The 19,445-nt window shown below is 66.6% G+C and carries 18 protein-coding genes; 16 read left to right on the top strand and 2 right to left on the bottom strand.

Annotation, left to right across the window (positions count from 1 at the left end):
* Positions 1-19: 19 nt before the first annotated feature.
* Positions 20-1,114 (top strand): NAD-dependent epimerase/dehydratase family protein, encoded by a 1,095-nt coding sequence (locus tag ACFWCF_RS16730; protein WP_378563559.1) that lies wholly within the window; start codon positions 20-22, stop codon positions 1,112-1,114.
* On the top strand, positions 1,111-2,133 hold the full coding sequence (locus ACFWCF_RS16725) for a lysophospholipid acyltransferase family protein (RefSeq protein WP_378563353.1): 1,023 nt from the start codon (positions 1,111-1,113) through the stop codon (positions 2,131-2,133). Before ACFWCF_RS16730 ends, ACFWCF_RS16725 begins: the two co-directional genes overlap by 4 nt.
* Before the next feature lie 39 nt (positions 2,134-2,172).
* On the opposite strand, the gene ACFWCF_RS16720 is transcribed toward ACFWCF_RS16725, so the two are convergent.
* Positions 2,173-3,138 carry an HAD family hydrolase gene (locus ACFWCF_RS16720; protein WP_378563350.1) on the bottom strand — a complete coding sequence of 322 codons (966 nt, stop codon included), beginning with the start codon at positions 3,136-3,138 and terminating at the stop codon, positions 2,173-2,175.
* Positions 3,139-3,334: 196 nt separating this feature from the next.
* On the opposite strand from ACFWCF_RS16720, the gene ACFWCF_RS16715 reads away from it, so the two are divergent.
* The 8 genes from ACFWCF_RS16715 to ACFWCF_RS16680 all read left to right on the top strand — a co-directional run bounded on the left by ACFWCF_RS16715 (position 3,335) and on the right by ACFWCF_RS16680 (position 10,995).
* Complete coding sequence (locus ACFWCF_RS16715; RefSeq protein ID WP_378563347.1) at positions 3,335-3,625, top strand: glutaredoxin family protein; 291 nt, start codon at positions 3,335-3,337, stop codon at positions 3,623-3,625.
* Positions 3,626-3,781: 156 nt separating this feature from the next.
* Positions 3,782-4,672: a redox-sensing transcriptional repressor Rex gene (locus ACFWCF_RS16710; RefSeq protein ID WP_378563344.1), complete on the top strand. Its 891-nt coding sequence runs from the start codon at positions 3,782-3,784 to the stop codon at positions 4,670-4,672.
* Positions 4,669-6,093, top strand: coding sequence for a glutamyl-tRNA reductase (locus ACFWCF_RS16705; protein WP_378490259.1), 1,425 nt, complete (start codon positions 4,669-4,671; stop codon positions 6,091-6,093). Before ACFWCF_RS16710 ends, ACFWCF_RS16705 begins: the two co-directional genes overlap by 4 nt.
* Positions 6,090-7,079: a hydroxymethylbilane synthase gene (hemC, locus tag ACFWCF_RS16700; RefSeq protein WP_378490260.1), complete on the top strand. Its 990-nt coding sequence runs from the start codon at positions 6,090-6,092 to the stop codon at positions 7,077-7,079. Before ACFWCF_RS16705 ends, hemC begins: the two co-directional genes overlap by 4 nt.
* Positions 7,080-7,139: 60 nt before the next feature.
* Positions 7,140-8,705: a uroporphyrinogen-III synthase gene (locus ACFWCF_RS16695; protein ID WP_378563341.1), complete on the top strand. Its 1,566-nt coding sequence runs from the start codon at positions 7,140-7,142 to the stop codon at positions 8,703-8,705.
* A gap of 81 nt (positions 8,706-8,786) precedes the next feature.
* On the top strand, positions 8,787-9,764 hold the full coding sequence (gene hemB / locus ACFWCF_RS16690) for a porphobilinogen synthase (RefSeq protein ID WP_378490262.1): 978 nt from the start codon (positions 8,787-8,789) through the stop codon (positions 9,762-9,764).
* Positions 9,761-10,297 carry a hypothetical protein gene (locus ACFWCF_RS16685; RefSeq protein WP_378563338.1) on the top strand — a complete coding sequence of 179 codons (537 nt, stop codon included), beginning with the start codon at positions 9,761-9,763 and terminating at the stop codon, positions 10,295-10,297. The genes hemB and ACFWCF_RS16685 overlap by 4 nt, the downstream gene beginning before the upstream one ends.
* A gap of 215 nt (positions 10,298-10,512) precedes the next feature.
* Positions 10,513-10,995 carry a hypothetical protein gene (locus ACFWCF_RS16680; protein ID WP_378563335.1) on the top strand — a complete coding sequence of 161 codons (483 nt, stop codon included), beginning with the start codon at positions 10,513-10,515 and terminating at the stop codon, positions 10,993-10,995.
* Between the two features lie 8 nt (positions 10,996-11,003).
* Here ACFWCF_RS16680 and ACFWCF_RS16675 read toward each other — a convergent pair whose 3' ends face one another.
* Positions 11,004-12,938: an acyl-CoA dehydrogenase gene (locus tag ACFWCF_RS16675; RefSeq protein ID WP_378563332.1), complete on the bottom strand. Its 1,935-nt coding sequence runs from the start codon at positions 12,936-12,938 to the stop codon at positions 11,004-11,006.
* Between the two features lie 150 nt (positions 12,939-13,088).
* Between ACFWCF_RS16675 and hemL the strand changes: the two genes are divergently transcribed.
* The 6 genes from hemL (at position 13,089) to ccsB (ending at position 19,417) form a co-directional block, all read left to right on the top strand.
* Positions 13,089-14,414 carry a glutamate-1-semialdehyde 2,1-aminomutase gene (gene hemL, locus ACFWCF_RS16670; RefSeq protein ID WP_378563329.1) on the top strand — a complete coding sequence of 442 codons (1,326 nt, stop codon included), beginning with the start codon at positions 13,089-13,091 and terminating at the stop codon, positions 14,412-14,414.
* A 52-nt stretch (positions 14,415-14,466) separates the two neighbouring features.
* A complete protein-coding gene (locus ACFWCF_RS16665; protein ID WP_378563326.1) occupies positions 14,467-15,117 on the top strand; it encodes a histidine phosphatase family protein in 651 nt (216 codons plus the stop codon).
* On the top strand, positions 15,114-15,719 hold the full coding sequence (locus tag ACFWCF_RS16660) for a TlpA disulfide reductase family protein (protein WP_378563323.1): 606 nt from the start codon (positions 15,114-15,116) through the stop codon (positions 15,717-15,719). Before ACFWCF_RS16665 ends, ACFWCF_RS16660 begins: the two co-directional genes overlap by 4 nt.
* 2 nt (positions 15,720-15,721) lie before the next feature.
* Complete coding sequence (locus ACFWCF_RS16655) at positions 15,722-16,543, top strand: cytochrome c biogenesis CcdA family protein (RefSeq protein WP_378490269.1); 822 nt, start codon at positions 15,722-15,724, stop codon at positions 16,541-16,543.
* 211 nt (positions 16,544-16,754) lie between these two features.
* Positions 16,755-18,452, top strand: coding sequence for a cytochrome c biogenesis protein ResB (locus ACFWCF_RS16650; protein ID WP_378563320.1), 1,698 nt, complete (start codon positions 16,755-16,757; stop codon positions 18,450-18,452).
* Positions 18,449-19,417 carry a c-type cytochrome biogenesis protein CcsB gene (gene ccsB, locus ACFWCF_RS16645; protein WP_378490271.1) on the top strand — a complete coding sequence of 323 codons (969 nt, stop codon included), beginning with the start codon at positions 18,449-18,451 and terminating at the stop codon, positions 19,415-19,417. Before ACFWCF_RS16650 ends, ccsB begins: the two co-directional genes overlap by 4 nt.
* Positions 19,418-19,445 lie beyond the last annotated feature (28 nt).

The following is a 19,445-nucleotide window of genomic DNA, read 5'->3' as shown; positions in this document are numbered from 1 at the left end:
GGTGGGGCCGACGACGGAGATGTTCTGCAAAGCAGGGGGTGCTGTGACTTCACGTGGCCGACAGGCCGAACCGCCGAGTGTCGTATTGGTGACGGGCGCGAGCCGGTTCCTCGGCGGCTACCTCGTCACGAGACTGGCGCAGAACCCCGACATCGAACGCGTCATCGCCGTCGACAACCAGTCGCCCACCAAAGACATGCACCGCCGCATGGGACGCGCCGAATTCGTCCTCGCCGACATCAGGAACCCGCTGATCGGCAAGGTCATCAGAAACATGAACGTCGATACCGTCGTGCACGCGTCGGCGGTCACCAAGGCGCCGAAATCCGGCGCGCGCGCCGCAATGAAGGACATGAATGTTCTCGGCGCGATGCAACTGTTCGCGGTGTGTCAGAAAGCGCCCTCGGTGCGCAGTGTGGTGTTGCGGTCGTCGTCGGTCGTCTACGGGTCGAGCGCCAAGGATCCCGCCAAATTCACGGAGGAGATGAGCGCTCGACGCCGTCCCACCGGGGCGTTCGCCCGCGACATGATCGAGATCGAGGGCTACCTGCGAGGTCTGGCACGGCGACGCAGCGACATCGCCACCACGATCCTGCGGCTCGCACCCACGGTCGGCAATCGCCTGCCCGGGTCGGTGTCGAACTATCTCACTTCCCCGCTGGTCCCCAATGTCCTCGGGCGTGATGCACGACTGCAGTTGCTGCACGAGGAGGACGCACTCGGCGCGCTCGAATGCGCGACGCTCGGCGGGCCGTCCGGCACCTACAACGTGGCAGGCGACGGCATCGTGATGATGTCGCAGGCGGTGCGTCGTGCCGGTGGTCTGACCGTGCCGATGCCCTACGGCCTGTTCCGAAATCTGGGCCATGCCCTCGTGGGATCGGTCATGAAGTCGTTCACGAAGGAAGAACTCGACTACTTCCACTTCGGTTGCGGACTCGACACGAGACGTATGCGTGAAGAACTCGTATTCGAACCGCGCTGGACCACCAAGGAAGCCCTCGACGACTTCGCGCGCGGAATCGGGATGTCCCGCATCGTGAAGTCCGAATGGGTCGACAAGGCCGAATCGATGTTGCTTTCCGCACTCGGGGAGCGGACGGAGGTGCGATGACTCAGGTTGCCAAGGTCATACCGCTGCATGCGGGGAGTCGACATGCAGGGGCTCGGCGTCCGGCTCATGGGCGGTCCGAGGAGTCCTTCGCCGCGCACCCGTCGCAGGGATCTGCGACCGGGAGTGCCGAACAGCTACCACCGCAGCACACGGCTGTCGACGGTCTCCTCGACGACCTGCGCACCGCCCTGATCGGGCACATCACGGGCGGAGCCGAATTCCTCAGGCGGCGGATCACCGGTGATTACGATGTCGACGACTTCGGCTTCGACCCGCATTTCAACGACAACATCCTCATCCCTGCGCTGCGTCCCCTGTTCGACAAGTGGTTCCGCGTCGAGGTCCGAGGGATCGAGAACATTCCGGCCGACGGTCGTGCACTCATCGTCGCGAATCACGCGGGCACCTTGCCCGTCGATGCCCTGATGACCTCGGTCGCCGTGCACGACCGCGCGCACCGGCCGCTGCGGATGCTCGCAGCCGATCTCGCGTTCGACATGCCGGTCGTCGGCACGGTGGCTCGCAAGGCAGGGCACACCCTGGCGTGCCATCCCGATGCCGAACGACTCCTTGCCCACGATCAGGTCGTCGCCGTCTTCCCGGAGGGGTACAAGGGGCTCGGTAAGCCGTTCAAGGAGCGCTACAAGCTGCAGCGTTTCGGACGCGGCGGGTTCGTCTCCGCGGCTCTGAAGACCCACGCACCGATCATTCCGTGCTCGATCGTCGGCTCAGAGGAGATCTATCCGAACATCGCCGACCTCACGTCGCTCGCGCGGTTGCTCGGTCTGCCCTACTTCCCGATCACGCCACTCTTTCCGGTGCTCGGCCCGCTCGGTGCGGTGCCGCTGCCGTCCAAGTGGTACATCGAGTTCGGTACGCCCATCGCCACGGATGTCCACGACGAGGCAGCGGCCGACGATCCGATGGTGTTGTTCGAGGTCACCGACCACGTCCGTGAAGTGATCCAGCAGACCCTCTACAAGCTGCTCACCCATCGCCGCAACGTGTTCCTCGGGTAGGAGAGCATCTCGAACCTGCGCGTTCAGGCCGGGGTGTGGTCAGGCAGCCCTGTCGCGGCGTCGCCCGAGGACGAAGGCGACCGCGCCGCCCGCCGCGCCGAGGCCGAGTGCCGTCGGCACACCGACCTTCGCGGCCTTGCGTGCCGTGCGGAAGTCCCGTACTTCCCAACCCCGGGTGCGCGCTACCTGTCGTAGATCGGGGTCGGGATTGATCGCGACCGGCGTGCCCACCAGCGACAACATCGGCACGTCGTTGTGGCTGTCGGAATACGCGGTGCAACGTTTGAGATTCAGACCCTCGCGGATCGCGAGGGCGCGCACGGCGTGGGCCTTGCCGAGTCCGTGCAGGATGTCGCCGACGAGACGGCCGGTGAACACACCGTCCTCGGACTCCGCAACGGTGCCCAATGCGCCCGTCAGACCCAGGCGTTTGGCAATGACGTCGGCGAGTTCGACTGGGGTCGCCGTGACGAGCCACACCTGCTGACCTGCGTCGAGATGCATCTGCGCGAGCATGCGGGTGCCCGGCCAGATCTTGTCGGCGATGATGTCGTCGTAGACCTCCTCGCCGAGCCGCCGGAGTTCCTCGGTGGATCTGCCCTGCACGAAGGAGAGGGCCTTGTCGCGGCCGCTCGCGACGTCGTCGCTGTTCTCCTTGCCGGTGGCCCGGAATTTCACCTGCTGCCACGCGAACTCGAAGAGGTCGGTCTTACGGAAGTAGTTTCGCGCGACGAGGCCGCGGGCGAAGTGGATGATCGACGCGCCTTGCACCATCGTGTTGTCGACGTCGAAGAACGCTGCTGCGGTCAGGTCGGTTGCGCCGCGGGTCTCGGTGTCGGAACGGGTGTCGATCGCGGGTTCGCTTCGGGCGCCGTGCAGGGCCAGAGCGGCGTCGGCGCTCGCCTCGCCGGCGAGATTCGCACGTACCTCTTCTTCGCTCGGGCCGAATTTTCGGGACAGAAGACGCCTGCCGGGGCGAATGATGCGCGCCCACGTCTCACCCATACCCCGCCCGTATGGAAACGAACGTTCAGGCACCCGCACCTCCCGTGTCGTGACGGTCGTGCAACCGCATCGTCACAGCCCAATGCACGACCCGCCGCAAGAGTAGCCCGTGGTGGATGCGTTATCAGGGTTCGACGTTCGGGCGATCCGTGGGTGTGACCTTCGTCTCCGGGGTCGATGTCGCAGAGTGGAGGCCATGACAGATCGACACTCCGGCGCGGCCGGGACCCCTGCATCCGCTCATGAGGTGACGCTCCTGGTTCGTGCCGGGTGCGGTAGTTGTGGGCCTGCGCGCACTCTCCTCGAGGCGTTGTGTGCCGAGTACGGGCTGCAGGTCACCTGCATCGATGTGGACGAAGCTGCTGCCACCGACCCTGAATTGCGGGCCGAGTTCGGAGACCGGCTACCCGTGGTGCTCCTCGACGGCAGGGAGCACAGCTACTGGGAGGTCGACGAGCCACGATTGCGCGCCGATCTCGCCCGATGACCCCGTAATACTCGGCCGTGACGCAGGTGGGAAGCACATTCGAGGGCCTTCGAGCAACTTTGTGCATGGCTTCACAAGCGGTTACCGTGGTGAGGACGAAATCCCGGATCACCGTGAGGCCGGACGTGTCCACCGGCCGGACGAGGAGCCACGAACGTGACGCAACCGCACCCACCGCAGGGCGACAATGCCCGCGGCACCGCCGGGACCGGCGAGGGTGCCACTCCCAGTGGCGAGCGTGTCGCTCCCAGTTCTCAATATCGGGATATTCCACAGGCTACTGTGACGCGTCTCGCGAACTATCTGCGGGTCCTCGGAAGCCTCTCCGAGGCCGGCACGCTCATCGTTTCGAGTGAGGAACTGGCGAGGGCGGCAGGAGTGGGTTCGGCGAAGCTCCGTAAGGACCTCTCCTTTCTCGGACCCAACGGAGTGCGCGGTGTCGGATACGACGTCCTGCGCCTCCAGACACGCATCGAGAATGCGCTCGGACTCGATCGCGGCCACCGCGTCGTCCTCGTCGGGGTGGGAAATCTCGGTCGCGCACTCGCCTGCTATCCGGGATTCGATCGCCGTGGCTTCACTCTCGCGGGGTTGTTCGACGCCGACCCTGCCCTGGTGGGGGAAACGGTGGGCGATCTCGTGGTCCGGGGCGTGGACCGGCTCGAATCCGACGCTCGTGAACTGGGCGCCACGATCGGGGTCGTGGCCACACCGGAGGATGCTGCACAGTCCGTCTGCGATCTTCTGGTGAGCTCCGGTGTTCGCAGTGTCCTGAGCTTCGCGCCGATCGAACTCGACGTGCCCGAGCAGGTAGAGGTGCGCCGCGTCGACCTCGCGGTCGAGATGCAGGTGCTCTCGTTCAACAGCGCACGAAACGACGAACTTCTCCGGGCAGCCGGGGGAGCACACGCGGCGGGTGTCCCGTCACCCTGCGGCCCACTCGGGTCCGCGGTGTCCACGCCGAGTCCGACTCGGCGATCCAGAACAGGCAAGGCGAACCCGCTGGGTTCGGCCGTGGCCAGAAACGGATCGGTGATTGCCCCGTGAGTGTTCTCCTCGTCGGCATTTCGCATCGAAGTGCCCCGGTGTCGATTCTCGAGAAGGTGGCCGTCGCCGACACCGACCGGCCGAAGCTGACCGACAAAATGATGGCGTCGGATCACATCTCCGAGGCGATGATCGTCTCGACCTGCAATCGCGTCGAGATCTACGCTGTTGTCGATGCCTTCCACGGTGCGCTCGCCGAAGTCAGCGAACTGCTGTCCGAACACGCCGGACTGAACCTCGCCGATCTGCACAAGCACGCGTACGTGCGCTACAGCGAAGCCGCTGCGGAACATCTCTTCTCGGTTGCCAGCGGCCTCGACTCCATGGTCGTCGGTGAGCAGCAGATCCTCGGGCAGATCCGCACGGCCTACGCGACCGCCGACGCCCAGCAGGCCGCAGGACGTGCGCTGCACGAACTCGCCCAGCAGGCGTTGCGCGTCGGTAAGCGGGTGCACTCGGAAACCGGGATCGATTCGGCCGGTGCGTCCGTCGTGTCGGTTGCACTCGACAAGGCCGGTGCACTGTTCGGTGGTGAAGGACTGCGCGGGCGAACTGCCGCGGTGATCGGTGCGGGCGCGATGGGCGGTCTTGCCGTGGCACACCTGACCAGGTCGGGCATCTCCAAGATCATCCTCACGAACCGCACCCGCGACCGTGCCGAGCGTCTCGCCGCGACGGCCCACGGAAACGGTGTCGACGCCGAGGTCGTCGATTTCGACGACCTGTCCGTAGCGCTGGCTCAGGCCGATGTCGCCGTCACCTGTACCGGAGCGGTCGGTACGGTCGTCACCCTCGCCGACGCCCACCGCGCCCTCGCGCAGTCGGATCGTGGCGAACGCCCGCTGGCGATCTGCGATCTCGGACTGCCGCGAGACGTCGAACCCGCGGTTGCAGGACTTCCCGGCGTGACCGTGTTCGACATGGAGGCACTGCAGAACGACCCGGCTGCCGGTGCCGCCTCCGACGATGCCGAGGCCGCCCGCGCGATCGTGGCATCGGAACTCGCCGGATACCTCACCACACAGCGGCTCGCGGAGGTGACACCCACCGTGACGGCGCTGCGTCAGCGTGCAGCGGAGGTCGTCGAGGGAGAACTCCTGCGTCTCGATTCGCGGCTGCCCGATCTCGAAGACGCTCAGCGCGACGAGGTCGCACGTACCGTGCGGCGGGTCGTCGACAAGTTGCTGCACGCACCGACCGTGCGGGTGAAGCAGCTCGCGTCGACGCCGGGTGGCGACCAGTACGCCGAGGCGTTGCGGGAATTGTTCGAACTGCGACCGGGGGCAGTCGAGGCTGTTGCGACCCCGACGAAAGAACTGGGGTCACTGACCGACCCGACCACGGCGGTGGATCTGTCCGCCGCACTGGATTCGGTCATCACGACGGAGCTTCGTGCTCCACGAAAGGACGGCAAGGTATGAGCGCCGAAGCCACCCGGATCGACGCACCGCGCGAGCAGCGCACATTGCGCATCGGTACTCGCGGCAGTGTGCTCGCCACCACCCAGGCAGGCACTGTTCGCGACGCCCTGATCTCGGCCGGACATCCGGCAGAACTCGTGATCATCACGACCAAGGGCGACGTCACGCCCGGGCCCGTACAGCGCATCGGTGTCGGTGTGTTCACCGCGGAACTACGCGAGGCCTTATTGGCCGGCGAAGTGGACCTGGCGGTGCATTCGTACAAGGACCTGCCCACGCAGCAGGATCCGCGCATGGTCATCGCGGCCGTTCCTCCTCGCGAGGATCCACGCGATGCCCTCGTCGCTCGCGACGGACTGGTACTCGGGGAACTGCCCCCCGGTTCGAAGGTCGGCACGTCCGCGCCACGTCGCCGCGCACAGCTGGCAGCGCTCGGCCTCGGTTTGCAGCTCGAGCCGCTGCGCGGCAACATCGACACCCGTATCGGCAAGGTCGATTCCGGTGAGCTCGACGCGATCGTCATCGCCCGCGCAGGGCTGTCGCGGATCGGGCGGCTCGATCGGGTCACCGAAGCCCTCGAACCGGTGCAGATGCTGCCGGCGCCGTCCCAGGGCGCACTCGCAGTCGAGTGCCGCGCCGAGGACACCGCCCTGATCGAGGTCCTCGCAGAACTCGACGATCCGTCGAGCCGCGCGGCGGTCGTCGCGGAGCGTGCCTTGCTCGCCGAACTCGAAGCCGGATGCACCGCGCCGGTCGGCGCGATCGCCGAGATCGTCGAGTCGCTCGACGACGACGGCCGTGTCTTCGAGGAGCTGTCCGTACGCGGGTGCGCGGCCGCACACGACGGGTCGGATGTGCTCCGCGCGAGCATCGTCGGCCCACCCGACCGCGCAGAGGAGCTCGGCAGGGCACTGGCCCGGGAACTCCTCGACCTCGGTGCGAAAGAACTGATCGTGGACAACGAACAGTGGGCCGCCGATGATTGACCATTTTGTTCAGCCCCGAATTTCCCTTACCGCAGATTTGATTGCACTGGAGAACAACCGATGAGCCGAGTCCGTAAGAACACTCCCGGACGGATCCTGTTCGTAGGGTCGGGTCCAGGCGACCCGGCGTTGCTCACCGTCCGAGCGCGCGACGTCCTGACGGGTGCCACGATCGCCTTCACCGATCCCGACGTCGACAGGGACGTCGTCGCTCTGGTCGGTACCGACCTCGGCACACACCCGGAGACGGGCGAGCCGATCGCCGACGTGCGCCCCGCACTGGGTGAACCCGCAGAAGTGGCCAGGACCCTGGTCGCGGAGGCGAAGAACGGCCACGACGTGGTTCGTCTCGTCGCGGGCGATCCACTGACCACCGATTCCGTGATCGCCGAGGTCAACGCTGTGGCGCGGACCCAGGTGGTGTTCGAGGTGCTGCCCGGGCTGCCTTCCGGTTCTGCGGTTCCCAGCTACGCGGGTATGGCGCTCGGTTCGTCCCACACCGAGGCCGACGTCCGCGGTGAGGTCGACTGGGCGGCGCTGGCTGCGGCCCCCGGCCCGCTGGTGCTGCACGCGACGTCCGGGCATCTCGCCGAGACCGCGAGCGCACTCGTCGAGCACGGCGTTGCTCCGCAGACCCCCGCCGCCATCACGGTGCGCGGCACGACGCGTCAGCAACGCACCGTCGAAGCGACCCTGGCGACCCTCAACGACGCCGGCTCCGAGTTCGTCGGACCGCTGGTCGTGACGGTAGGCAAGGTCGTAGCGCAGCGCAACAAGATGTCGTGGTGGGAATCGCGTGCCCTGTACGGCTGGACCGTGCTGGTGCCGCGGACGAAGGAGCAGGCGGGTGAGATGAGCGACCGTCTCGTCTCGCACGGAGCCATCCCGATGGAGGTGCCGACCATCTCCGTCGAGCCTCCGCGCAGCCCCGCCCAGATGGAGCGGGCCGTCAAGGGCCTGGTCGACGGTCGCTACCAGTGGGTGGTGTTCACCTCGACCAACGCGGTGCGCGCCGTGTGGGAGAAGTTCGAGGAGTTCGGTCTCGACGCTCGCGCATTCTCCGGCGTGAAGATCGCATGCGTCGGTCAGGCGACCGCCGAGAAGGTGCGCTCGTTCGGTATCACCCCCGAACTCGTTCCGACCGGTGAACAGTCGTCGGAGGGCCTGCTCGCCGAGTTCGCGCCGTACGACGATGTGTTCGATCCGGTCAACCGGGTGCTGTTGCCCCGCGCGGACATCGCGACCGAGACCCTCGCCGAAGGGTTGCGTGAGCGCGGCTGGGAGATCGACGACGTCACCGCCTACCGCACCGTCCGGGCCGCGCCGCCGCCGGCGGAGACCCGCGAGATGATCAAGACCGGTGGTTTCGACGCGGTGTGCTTCACCTCGTCGTCGACGGTCCGAAATCTCGTCGGTATCGCAGGCAAGCCGCATGCGCGCACCATCGTCGCGTGCATCGGTCCGAAGACCGCGGAGACCGCGATCGAATTCGGACTGCGGGTGGACGTGCGACCCGAGACCGCGCAGGTCGGGCCGCTGGTCGAGGCCCTCGCCGAGCACGCTGCGCGACTGCGTGCCGAGGGTGCTCTGCCCCCGCCGCGCAAGAAGTCCCGCGCCCGCCGCTGACCCACTCGTGCGCGGTTCCGGTAGTAGCCGCTACTGGAACCGCGCACGACCTGTATCCAGCTTCGAAAGGGTCCTGACGACATGTTCCCCGATATCCGTCCCCGCCGATTGCGTACCACTGCGGCGATGCGTCGCCTGGTCGGGGAGACCTCGCTCGAGCCTCGGCACCTGGTGCTTCCGATGTTCGTCGCCGACGGCCGCAGTGAGCCGTGGGAGATCCCGTCGATGCCCGGGGTGTACCAGCACACCGACGACTCATTGCTCGCCGCCGCGACCGCTGCCGTCGAGTCCGGTGTCGGTGGCCTCATGCTGTTCGGTGTCCCACGACCCGAAGACAAGGACGCGCGTGGTTCGGGCGCAACGGATCCCGACGGAGTGCTCAACCGTTCGCTCGCTGCTCTGCGCAGCGAACTCGGTGACTCGACGGTGATCATGGCCGATACGTGTCTCGACGAGTTCACCGATCACGGGCACTGCGGGGTGCTCGCGGCATCAGGCGTGGTCGACAACGATGCGACCCTCGAGCGGTACGCGGAAATGGCTGTGGCGCAGGCGGAAGCGGGCGCTCATGTGCTCGGCCCCAGCGGCATGATGGACGGGCAGGTCGCATCGATCCGGGCGGCGCTCGACGCAGCCGGTCACGTCGACGTCTCACAGATCGCGTACACCGCAAAGTACTCGTCCGCGTTCTACGGACCCTTCCGGGAGGCGGTCGGCTCGTCGCTCGAAGGCGATCGCCGCACATACCAACAGGATCCGGCGAATCGACGCGAGGCGCTGTACGAACTCGATCTCGATCTCGCCGAGGGTGCCGACATGGTGATGGTCAAGCCGGCCATGTCGTATCTGGACATTCTGCGGGAGGTTGCGGATCGGTCTCCGGTTCCTGTTGCCGCGTATCAGATTTCGGGTGAGTACTCGATGATCACGGCGGCGGCAGCGAACGGCTGGATCGATCGCGACGCCGCGATCGTCGAATCGCTGCTCGGAATCCGGCGTGCGGGTGCCGACATCGTGCTCACCTACTGGGCTGCCGAAGTGGCGGGGACGTTGTCGTGAGCTTTCCGTTGCCGCCGACCCCCGACCCGTCCACTCCTGTCGACCGGCCGACCCCGCAGGACATCGTCACCGCCTACCAATTGTGGTGCGGAGTCCTGCTTCTCACCGTGGTCACCCTGCTGTTCGGAGCTTTCGATCTCTGGAGCGGGCGGAGCGAACTCGTCGACATGATGGTCGAGATGACGGCAGACACGGGTACGCAGGAACTCTCCCGCGCGGATCTCGACGCCGTGGTGCCGATGGTGGTGATCCTCACGGTCGTGTTCGGGATGGCGATCGTCGGGTTGCTCTATCTCGCCGTCCGGAAGATGTGCAAGGGGAAGAACTGGGCCCGCATGGCATTGACCATGATCGGTGTGTTCATGACCCTCTCGACGCTACCGACGGTGTTCGGCGTGGGCGCAGGTGCCGGCGGATCGGGGCTCGCGCTCGGCATCATCTCCATCGTTCAGGCCGTGCTGACGGTGGGTGCGATCGTGCTCATGCATCGGCGCGAGTCCAACGCGTATTTTCTACGGCTGCCGGAGAACTGATCCCCACGCCACCCGGGTTTGCGCACCGGGGCGCACGGAGTACGGTGGGCTCACCCAGCGGCCGCGGCATCGGTCGTGCCCGTCGAGTGTGAGGACGTCATGCAGGTGGAACCCCGGCCCTATGGCCGTCGTCGCGAACTTGTGCTGATCGGTCTGATTGCCGTACTCGGTGTGGTGACGACGCTGCTGATCGTGATTCCCGGGGCGCTCACCGCTTGACCGAGGCAACCGAACCACGAGACGCGTCCGAGTTGCTGTTCCACGAGCCGGGTGCGAGGTGGCGCACGGTTGCGATCGGGCCCGTGTTCTGTGCAGTGGCGCTGATCGTCGAACTCGTGACGGGCCCAGTCGTGCACTGGATCGCGCTGCCTGTGCTCGCGATCGTGCTCGCAGGATTCGCCTATGTCATGGTAATTGCGGCGCGTCGCCACGTCAGTGTCGAACTCACCCGCACCGTGCTGCGCCAGGGCACCGAGGAACTCGACGTCAGCGATATCGAGGCGGTGCTTCCGCCGGCGATGGACACGTGGGACGAACCGCAACGCTGGGAGACCGCCCGCGTACTCGGAGAGCTGGCCAACACCCCGCGTGGGCGGACCGACATCGGGTTGCGGCTTCGTGGTGGGACGTTCGTGCGGGCGTGGGCCAAGGACGCCGACCGGCTCCGCACGAATCTCGGCGAGCTGGTCGGCGCCTGAAGCCCTGATCACACGGCCGGTTCAGCGGCTCCCTCGCGGTCGAGCATGGCCGATCCGAGCAGATACTCGGGCACACCGAGCCCCTCGACGAGAGTCGTCACGTGCGGCCGCAACGTACGGCAGCGCTCGTTGATCCCGCGCAGCACCGCCTTGGAGCGCTCGACCGACAGGTGCCGATGCTCCATGAACCACGCCTTGTCCTCGTCGATGACGGTCAGCGCGAACAGGTCGCACAGGTCGGAGAGCAGATCGCACGCGCTCTCGTCCCCACAGTCGTCGATGGCCGCGACGAACGCTTCCAGGACGACCCGGTCGATGTGTGCCCGTGCCGCGTGCAGCACGTGGTCCTGCACGAAGTTGAACGCGTCGAACGGATCGTCCTCGCGCTTGTTGGCGGCCTGCAGTCGCCGCGCGGCAGTCGAGAGCAGGTACTGCTCGCGGTCCTCGAACATCGTCAACTGGGTGCCGCGGTTGAAGAGGCTGCCGTCCTCCTCGTTGTCCTGGCGGGTGTCGAGGATCGTCTGGATGATCTGCTGTGCCGCGGTGCGCTTCTTCACGACATCGGAGATCGTGTCGGCGGCGAAGCGCATCCACTCCACCGGACTCATCCCTTGTACCTCGTCGGCATACGCCGTGAGAAGCTCCTTCGCGACGAGCTGCGTGAGCACGTGGTTGTCGCCCTCGAACGTCGTGAACACGTCGACATCGGCACGTAGCGCCGTCAGCCTGTTCTCGGCCATGTAGCCGGCGCCTCCGCATGCCTCGCGACACTCCTGGATCGCGCGCGCCGCGTGCCACGTGTTGACCACTTTGAGACCGGCAGCGCGCCCTTCGAGCTCGCGCTGCTCCTGCGGATCGACCTCTGTCGACGGCATCGACTGGATACGGTCCATGACGGAGATCAGCTCGTTCTGAGCGAACCCCAGCGCGTACGACTTCGCGATGTGCGGCAGCAGCCGTCGCTGGTGGACGAGGTAGTCCATCAGAAGCACCTCGTCGTCGCTGCCCGGGGCATCGAACTGACGACGCAGCAGCGCGTACCGCGTCGCGATCGACAGCGCGACGCGGGCAGCAGCGCCTGCCGATCCACCGACGGTGACCCGGCCACGAACGAGAGTGCCCACCATGGTGAAGAACCGGCGGCTCGAGCTCTCGATGTCGGAGGCGTAGGTGCCGTCGGCCTCGACGTCCGCGTACCGGTTGAGCAGGTTCTCGCGCGGGACCCGCACGTTGTCGAAGACGATCCGGCCGTTGTCGACCCCCGGCAGCCCGCCCTTGTGGCCGCAGTCGGAGGTGGTCACGCCGGGAAGGTCTCTGCCGTCGTCGTCGCGGATGGGAACGACGAAGCAGTGCACGCCGTACGACTCGCCCTTCGTCACGAGCTGAGCGAAGACCGCGGCGATCTTCGCGTGCTGCGCGGCGCCGCCGATGTAGTCCTTGCGCGCCGACACCGTGGGTGAGTGGATGACGAACTCGTCGGTGGCCGGGTCGAACGTCGCGGTCGTCTCGAGGGCCTGCACATCGCTGCCGTGACCGGTCTCCGTCATGGCGAAACAGCCGAGCAGATCCAGGTTGATCAGGGGCGAGATGTACTTGTCGTGGTGACGCTTCGTGCCGAGGTTCTCGATGGCTCCGCCGAACAACCCCCATTGCACACCGGCCTTGACCATCAAGGACAGGTCGGACATCGCCAGCATCTCGATCGAGGCGACGGCGCCGCCTACATCGCCGGTGCCACCGGACTCGACGGAGAAACCGGACGCGGCGTACCCGTGCTCTGCGAGCAGCCGCATCTGCCTCAGGGTGATCTCGCGGGCCTGTTCCAGGTCAGGGGTGTAGTGCGGTGCAAAAGCCGGATCGGCCATGTTCGTCCGGGCGCGGTCGCGTGCGCTGTGCCATGCACCGTCGAGGGCCTTGCTCAGATGTTCACCTGTAGTCGCCATGCTTTCGACCCTATGGCCGCGACGCCGTCCTGTGTGGCTTCATGACCGCTCGGTAAGGGCGGAATTTCGCCGTGAGACGCGCATCACAGCGGCTCATCGCACACCGATCGGCTTTTTGGCAAATCCGGGGAAACTGGGACACTGGACGTCGTGACTGCGACTCCCGCTGCTTCCTCCGTCCACGACGCCGCTTCGGCGGCATTGTTCACCCGGGCGTCGAAGGTGACACCCGGCGGGGTCAATTCCCCGGTCCGCGCGTTCGGTTCGGTCGGCGGAACGCCGCGCTTCATCGCCTCCGGATCCGGCTGCACCCTCACCGATGTCGACGGAAATTCCTACGTTGACCTGGTGTGTTCGTGGGGTCCGTTGATTCTCGGACATGCGCATCCTGCCGTCGTCGAGGCCGTACGCACCACCGCGACATCGGGTCTGTCCTTCGGTGCCCCGACCGCCGGTGAGGTCGAACTGGCCGAGGAGATCGTCGCCCGCATCGCCCCGGTCGAGCAGGTCCGGCTGGTCAACTCCGGCACCGAGGCCACGATGAGTGCGGTGCGCCTCGCGCGCGGATTCACCGGACGCACGAAGATCATCAAGTTCGCGGGTTGTTATCACGGTCACGTCGACGCGTTGCTCGCCGACGCCGGTTCCGGACTCGCGACATTCGGATTGCCCACCTCGCCCGGCGTGACCGGGGCACAGGCCGAGGACACCTTGGTCGTGCCCTACAACGATCTCGATGCCGTACGTGCCGCGTTCGACGCGCACCCCGGCGCGATCGCCGCGGTCATCACCGAAGCCGCCGCCGGCAATATGGGAACCGTCCCGCCGGCACCCGGATTCAACGAGGGCCTGCGTGCGCTGACCCGCGACCACGGCGCGCTGCTGATCATGGACGAGGTCATGACGGGTTTCCGTGCGAGCGCTACCGGTTGGCACGGCATCGACGGTGTCGCGGGCGACCTCATGACATTCGGAAAGGTCATGAGCGGTGGTCTGCCCGCTGCCGCGTTCGGTGGCCGCGCCGACGTCATGGCGCACCTCGCGCCGTCCGGTGCGGTCTACCAGGCCGGCACGTTGTCCGGTAACCCCGTCGCTGTCGCGGCCGGTCTCGCGAGTCTGCGCGCTGCCGACGCCGATGTGTACGCCGCGCTCGAGCGCAACGCCGCGACCCTCGGCGGGCTCCTCGGCGACGCACTGACCGCCGAGGGCGTCCCGAACCGCATCCAGAACGCAGGAACCATGCTCAGCGTGTTCTTCACCGAGGACCCCGTCACGAACTACGACGAGGCGAAGGCCGCACAGACATGGCGATTCCCCTCGTTCTTCCACGCCCTGCTCGAACACGGCGTCTACGCGCCTCCGAGCGCATTCGAGACGTGGTTCGTCTCAGCAGTTCTGGACGACACCGCGTTCTCCCGAATCGCCGATGCCCTCCCGCACGCAGCGAAGGCGGCTGCGGCCGCCACTGCACCCTGACCTGCGAGAGACACCGCCACCCACCCGCCTTCATCGACCTGAGGACACGCACGTGACCGAAGCCGCCCCGTCCGAGATCCGCACCATCGTGCACGTGCTGCGGCACGGTGAGGTGCACAACCCGTCCGGTGTCCTCTACGGCCGCCTGCCCGGTTTCCGGTTGTCGGTCACCGGCGAAGCACAGGCACGGGCCGTTGCGGCCGCACTCGCCGACCACGACATCGCGCACGTCGTCGCCTCGCCGCTCGAGCGTGCCCAGCAGACCGCGTCGCCGATCGCGCAGAAGCACGGCCTCGAGATCCGGACCGATGAGAACCTCATCGAGGCGGGCAACGATTTCGAGGGGCTCAAGGTCGCTGTCGGCGACGGTGCGCTCGGCCGCCCGCGTCACTGGTGGAAGCTGCGCGACCCGTTCACCCCGTCCTGGGGCGAGCCGTACCTGCAGATCGCGCATCGCATGCTGGCCGCAGTCAATACCGCGCGTGTCGCTGCGGCCGGTCGCGAGGCCGTGTGCGTGAGTCACCAGCTGCCGGTGTGGACGCTGCGCCGATTCCTAGAGGGCGAACGCCTGTGGCACGACCCGCGTCACCGGCAGTGCAGCCTCGCCTCTCTCACGTCGCTCGTCTACGAGGGCGACACCCTCGTCGACCTGGTCTACTCCGAGCCCGCCGGCGCGTCCGACCCGAACGTCCACGGCGCATGAAAAGAGCGGTCCACACGATCGTCGCACTGCTGTGCGGCGTCGTACTCCTGTCCTCCTGCGCGACGGGCACCGACGCGGTCGCGACCGGCGGCACCTTCGATTTCGTCTCACCCGGCGGCGAGACCCGTATCTTCTACGATCCGCCCGCGGACCGCGGCACCCTCGGCACGCTCACGGGTGAGGACCTCATGAACGAAGGGCAGACGATCTCCCTCGACGACTTCGAGGGCGAGGTCGTGGTGGTCAACGTGTGGGGTGCGTGGTGTGCGCCGTGCCGTAACGAGGCCGACGACCTCGAAGAGGTCTATCAGTCGACCAAGGACCTCGGGGTCGCGTTCCTGGGGATCAACGTCCGCGACAACCACCGCGACAAGGCACAGGACTTCGTGGTCGACCAGCAGGTCGGCTATCCGTCGATCTACGACCCGTCCATGCGATCATTGCTCGCCCTCGGTCGCAACTATCCGACATCGGTTGTGCCGACCACCGTTGTCCTCGATCGTGAGCACCGGGTCGCGGCGGTCTACCTGACCGAGCTCCTCGCGAGCGACCTGCAACCGGTCGTCGAGCGCCTCGCGGCCGAGCCGAGGCAGGAACAGTAGCAATGACACTCCTTGCATCGGGGGTCGGCGAGACCTTCCAGAACGTCGCAGCGTCCGGCCCGTTGCTTCTCGCGGTGGGTGTGTGCGTGCTCGCCGGCCTGGTGTCGTTCGCTTCGCCGTGCGTGGTTCCGCTCGTGCCCGGCTACCTGTCGTATCTGGCGGGTGTGGTCGGGGCAGAGACACCCGCGGTCACTGCCGCGCAGGCCGGCACGCGTACCACCAAGGTGCGCGACGACGGACGACTGCGTGTCGCGGGGGCGGCCGGGCTGTTCGTCGCGGGATTCACCGTGGTGTTCGTCCTGGCCACCGCGTCGGTGTTCGGTGCGATTTCCCTGTTGTCGGTCAACCGTGAGTTGCTGATGCGGATCGGCGGGGTGGTCACCATCGTCATGGGCATGGTGTTCATCGGCCTGATTCCTGCGTTGCAACGCGACACCCGCACGGCTCCGAAGCAGATCTCGAGTCTGGCCGGTGCGCCGCTGCTCGGTGCGGTGTTCGCGCTCGGCTGGACGCCGTGTCTCGGACCGACTCTCGCGGGTGTGATCTCGCTCGCTGCCGGCACAGAAGGGGCCACTGCAGCCCGAGGCGTGACGCTCATCGTGGCGTACTGCATCGGGCTCGGCCTCCCGTTCGTCGTCCTCGCGTTCGGCTCGGCACGGGCGCTGCGGGGTGTGGGATGGCTGAGGAACCATGCTCGGACCATCCAGTTGTTCGGCGGCATCATGCTGATCGCCGTCGGTATCGCTCTCGTCACCGGCGCGTGGGACCTGTTCGTGTCCTGGGTGCGTGACTCGTTCATCTCGGACGTGACTTTGCCGGTTTAACGTCTCCCCCTGCCTGAAGGGCAGGAGTTCCCAGTTCAGACGGCATCCGAACCACTCCCGAAGGAGGCGGACCCCAAGTGATCTACGTATCCGCACCTACCGACAGGTGTGCTCGGGCCGTTTCGGCTGCTCGGCGCAGCCCCACCCCTTCGGAAGGAGGTCGGCGTTTCCTCTCCCTCGTGAAGGAGGGAGTATCCGCGCCGAACAACAGATGACGGCCACCGACACGCAGACCTCCGCGCCACCGCCCGGCGCCCCGAAACAGAGCCCGGTCGGACGCGCCGTGGCGTTCGTACGCAACACGTGGCGCGGCCTGACATCGATGCGCACGGCGCTCGTGCTGCTGTTCCTCCTGGCGCTCGCCGCGATTCCCGGTGCACTGCTGCCGCAGCGCAACCTCAATGTCGGAAAGGTCGACGAATACATCGCCGCCCGACCGACTCTCGGACAGTTCATGGACCGGCTCGAGCTGTTCGACGTGTTCGGCAGCTTCTGGTTCACCGCGATCTACGCCTTGCTGTTCATCTCGCTCATCGGATGCATTCTGCCGCGCTGCGCCGAGTACTACCGCGCGTTGCGGGCCCGACCGGTCAAGGCGCCGCGCAACCTCTCCCGTCTGCCGCATCACGTCGAGACCACGGTCGACGACGAACCCGATGCGGTGATCGCGCGCGTGCGAGGCGAACTGCGCGGGTGGCGCGTCGAGCGTCGCGAGGGGGCCACGAAGGGCCGGGATGACGAGCTGACACTGTCGGCGGAGAAGGGATATCTTCGCGAGGCAGGGAACCTGGTCTTCCACATCTCGCTGGTCGCGTTGCTCGCCACCGTCGCCCTCGGCAAGCTCTTCGGCTACGAAGGTCAGCGCATCCTCGTCGCGAACGGTGAAGAGTTCTGCACCACATCGCCAGCCTCGTTCGACTCGTTCATTGCGGGTATCGAACTCGACGGCACGGGACTGACACCGATCTGTGTGCGGGTGAAAGACTTCACCGCCGACTATCTCGACAACGGTCAGGCCGAGATGTTCACCTCCAACATCGAATATCAGTACGGGAGCGACGTTGCGGCGAACATCTGGAGCGACGAGCAGTTGAAGGTCAACCATCCCCTCCGCGTGGGCGGCGACCGCGTCTACCTGCAGGGCCACGGATACGCGCCCACCTTCACGGTCACCTGGCCGAACGGCGAGACGCGTACCGAGACGTTGCAGTGGGCACCCGAGGACGCCACGAGCTTCCTGAGCAGCGGCGCGATGCGGTTCGATCCGCCCGGCGGGATGTTCCCCGACGCCGACGAACGGCGAAAGAACCAGATCGCGCTCGAAGGGCTCTTCGCGCCGACCGCGGCGTTCCACGGCACATTGTTGTCGTCGGCGTTCCCCGCGATGCTGGACCCGGCCGTCGCCATCGACATCTACAAGGGTGACTCCGGTCTCGACACCGGGAGCCCGCAGTCGTTGTTCTCGCTCAACACAGAACTCATCAACCAGGGCCGGCTGGTCAAGCAGGAGCGCGTCAACCTGAAGCCGGGGGAGAGCGTCTCGCTGGCGGACGGCACCGAGGTGCGGTTCGACGGCGCGGTCGATTTCGTCAATCTGCAGGTCTCGCACGACCCGTTCCAGTCGTGGGTGCTGGTGTCCGCGGTCGCGATGATGGCGGGCCTGCTGCTGTCCCTCCTGGTCAAACGACGAAGGGTATGGGTGCGCGTCTATCGGGCGGGTACAGTATCGGACGGTGAACGACGAACTGTAGTAGAACTCGGTGGCCTAGCTCGCACTGATCAGGCCGGGTGGGGCGACGAGTTCGACCGGTTGGTCTCCCGGCTTCTCGGTGAGAACCCAGTGCTTCTCGGTGGGAACACAGAAGGCAACCGTGTGCCCGGCACCGGGGCACAGGAGGAGAAGGCATGACGTTGAACGACACCCTCGCGAAGTACAGCGACTGGAGCTTCGAAGCGGCGTTCGCCGTGGTGGTGCTGGCCATGCTCCTGATCGTGACCGAGTATGCGAGCTACCGCTCGAAGGTCGTCGCCGAACGTGAGCTCGTCTCGGCCGGTGGCGCCGGATCGTCCGTCCGGTCGGGGCCGGGGCGCGTGCAGAACACCACCGGGCGAACGCTCTCGGAGCGACTCGGCAACATGGGCCGGGCCCTCGTCGTGGTGGCCGCGGGGTTGATGATCGCGTCGATCGTGCTCCGCGGCGTGGCGACCGAACGGTTCCCGCTCGGCAACATGTACGAGTTCGTGGCGATGGCGTGTGCGGCCGCGACCGTGTTCGGTCTGGTGATGCTGCGCAAGCCCGCCTACCGCATGCTGTGGGTGTACGTGCTCGCCCCCGTGGCGGTGCTGATGTTCCTGGCCGCGACCGTGCTCTACGCGGATGCCGCGCCTGTCGTGCCTGCCCTGCGTTCGTTCTGGCTGCCGATCCACGTGACGATCATCAGCGTGGGTAGCGGCATCTTCCTGCTCGCCGGTGCGGCGAGCCTGCTGTTCCTGCTGCGGATCCGGCATCCGGAGGGCTCCGAGAAGGGCGTGCTGGGCGCGATCGCAGCGCGGCTGCCCGACGCCCAGATCCTCGACCGTCTCGCCTACCGGAGCACGATCATCGGCTTCCCGCTGTTCGGCATCGGCATCATTCTCGGCGCCATCTGGGCGGAGGCCGCCTGGGGGCGATTCTGGGGATGGGATCCCAAGGAAACGGTCTCGTTCATCACCTGGGTGATCTACGCCGCGTATCTCCACGCCCGCGCGACGTCGGGATGGCGCAATACGCGCGCTGCATGGATCAACATCGCGGGTTTTGTGGCGATGCTGTTCAACCTGTTCATCATCAACATGGTGGTGTCCGGACTGCACTCGTACGCCGGTCTGAACTGACCACTGCTATCGTCCTCGGCGATGTGAG

This window comes from Rhodococcus sp. NPDC060090, from assembly GCF_042729855.1.
Taxonomy (GTDB): Bacteria; Actinomycetota; Actinomycetes; order Mycobacteriales; family Mycobacteriaceae; genus Rhodococcus.
The sequence above is the reverse complement of the archived record's forward strand: the minus strand, read 5'-3'. Positions and strand labels throughout refer to the sequence as shown.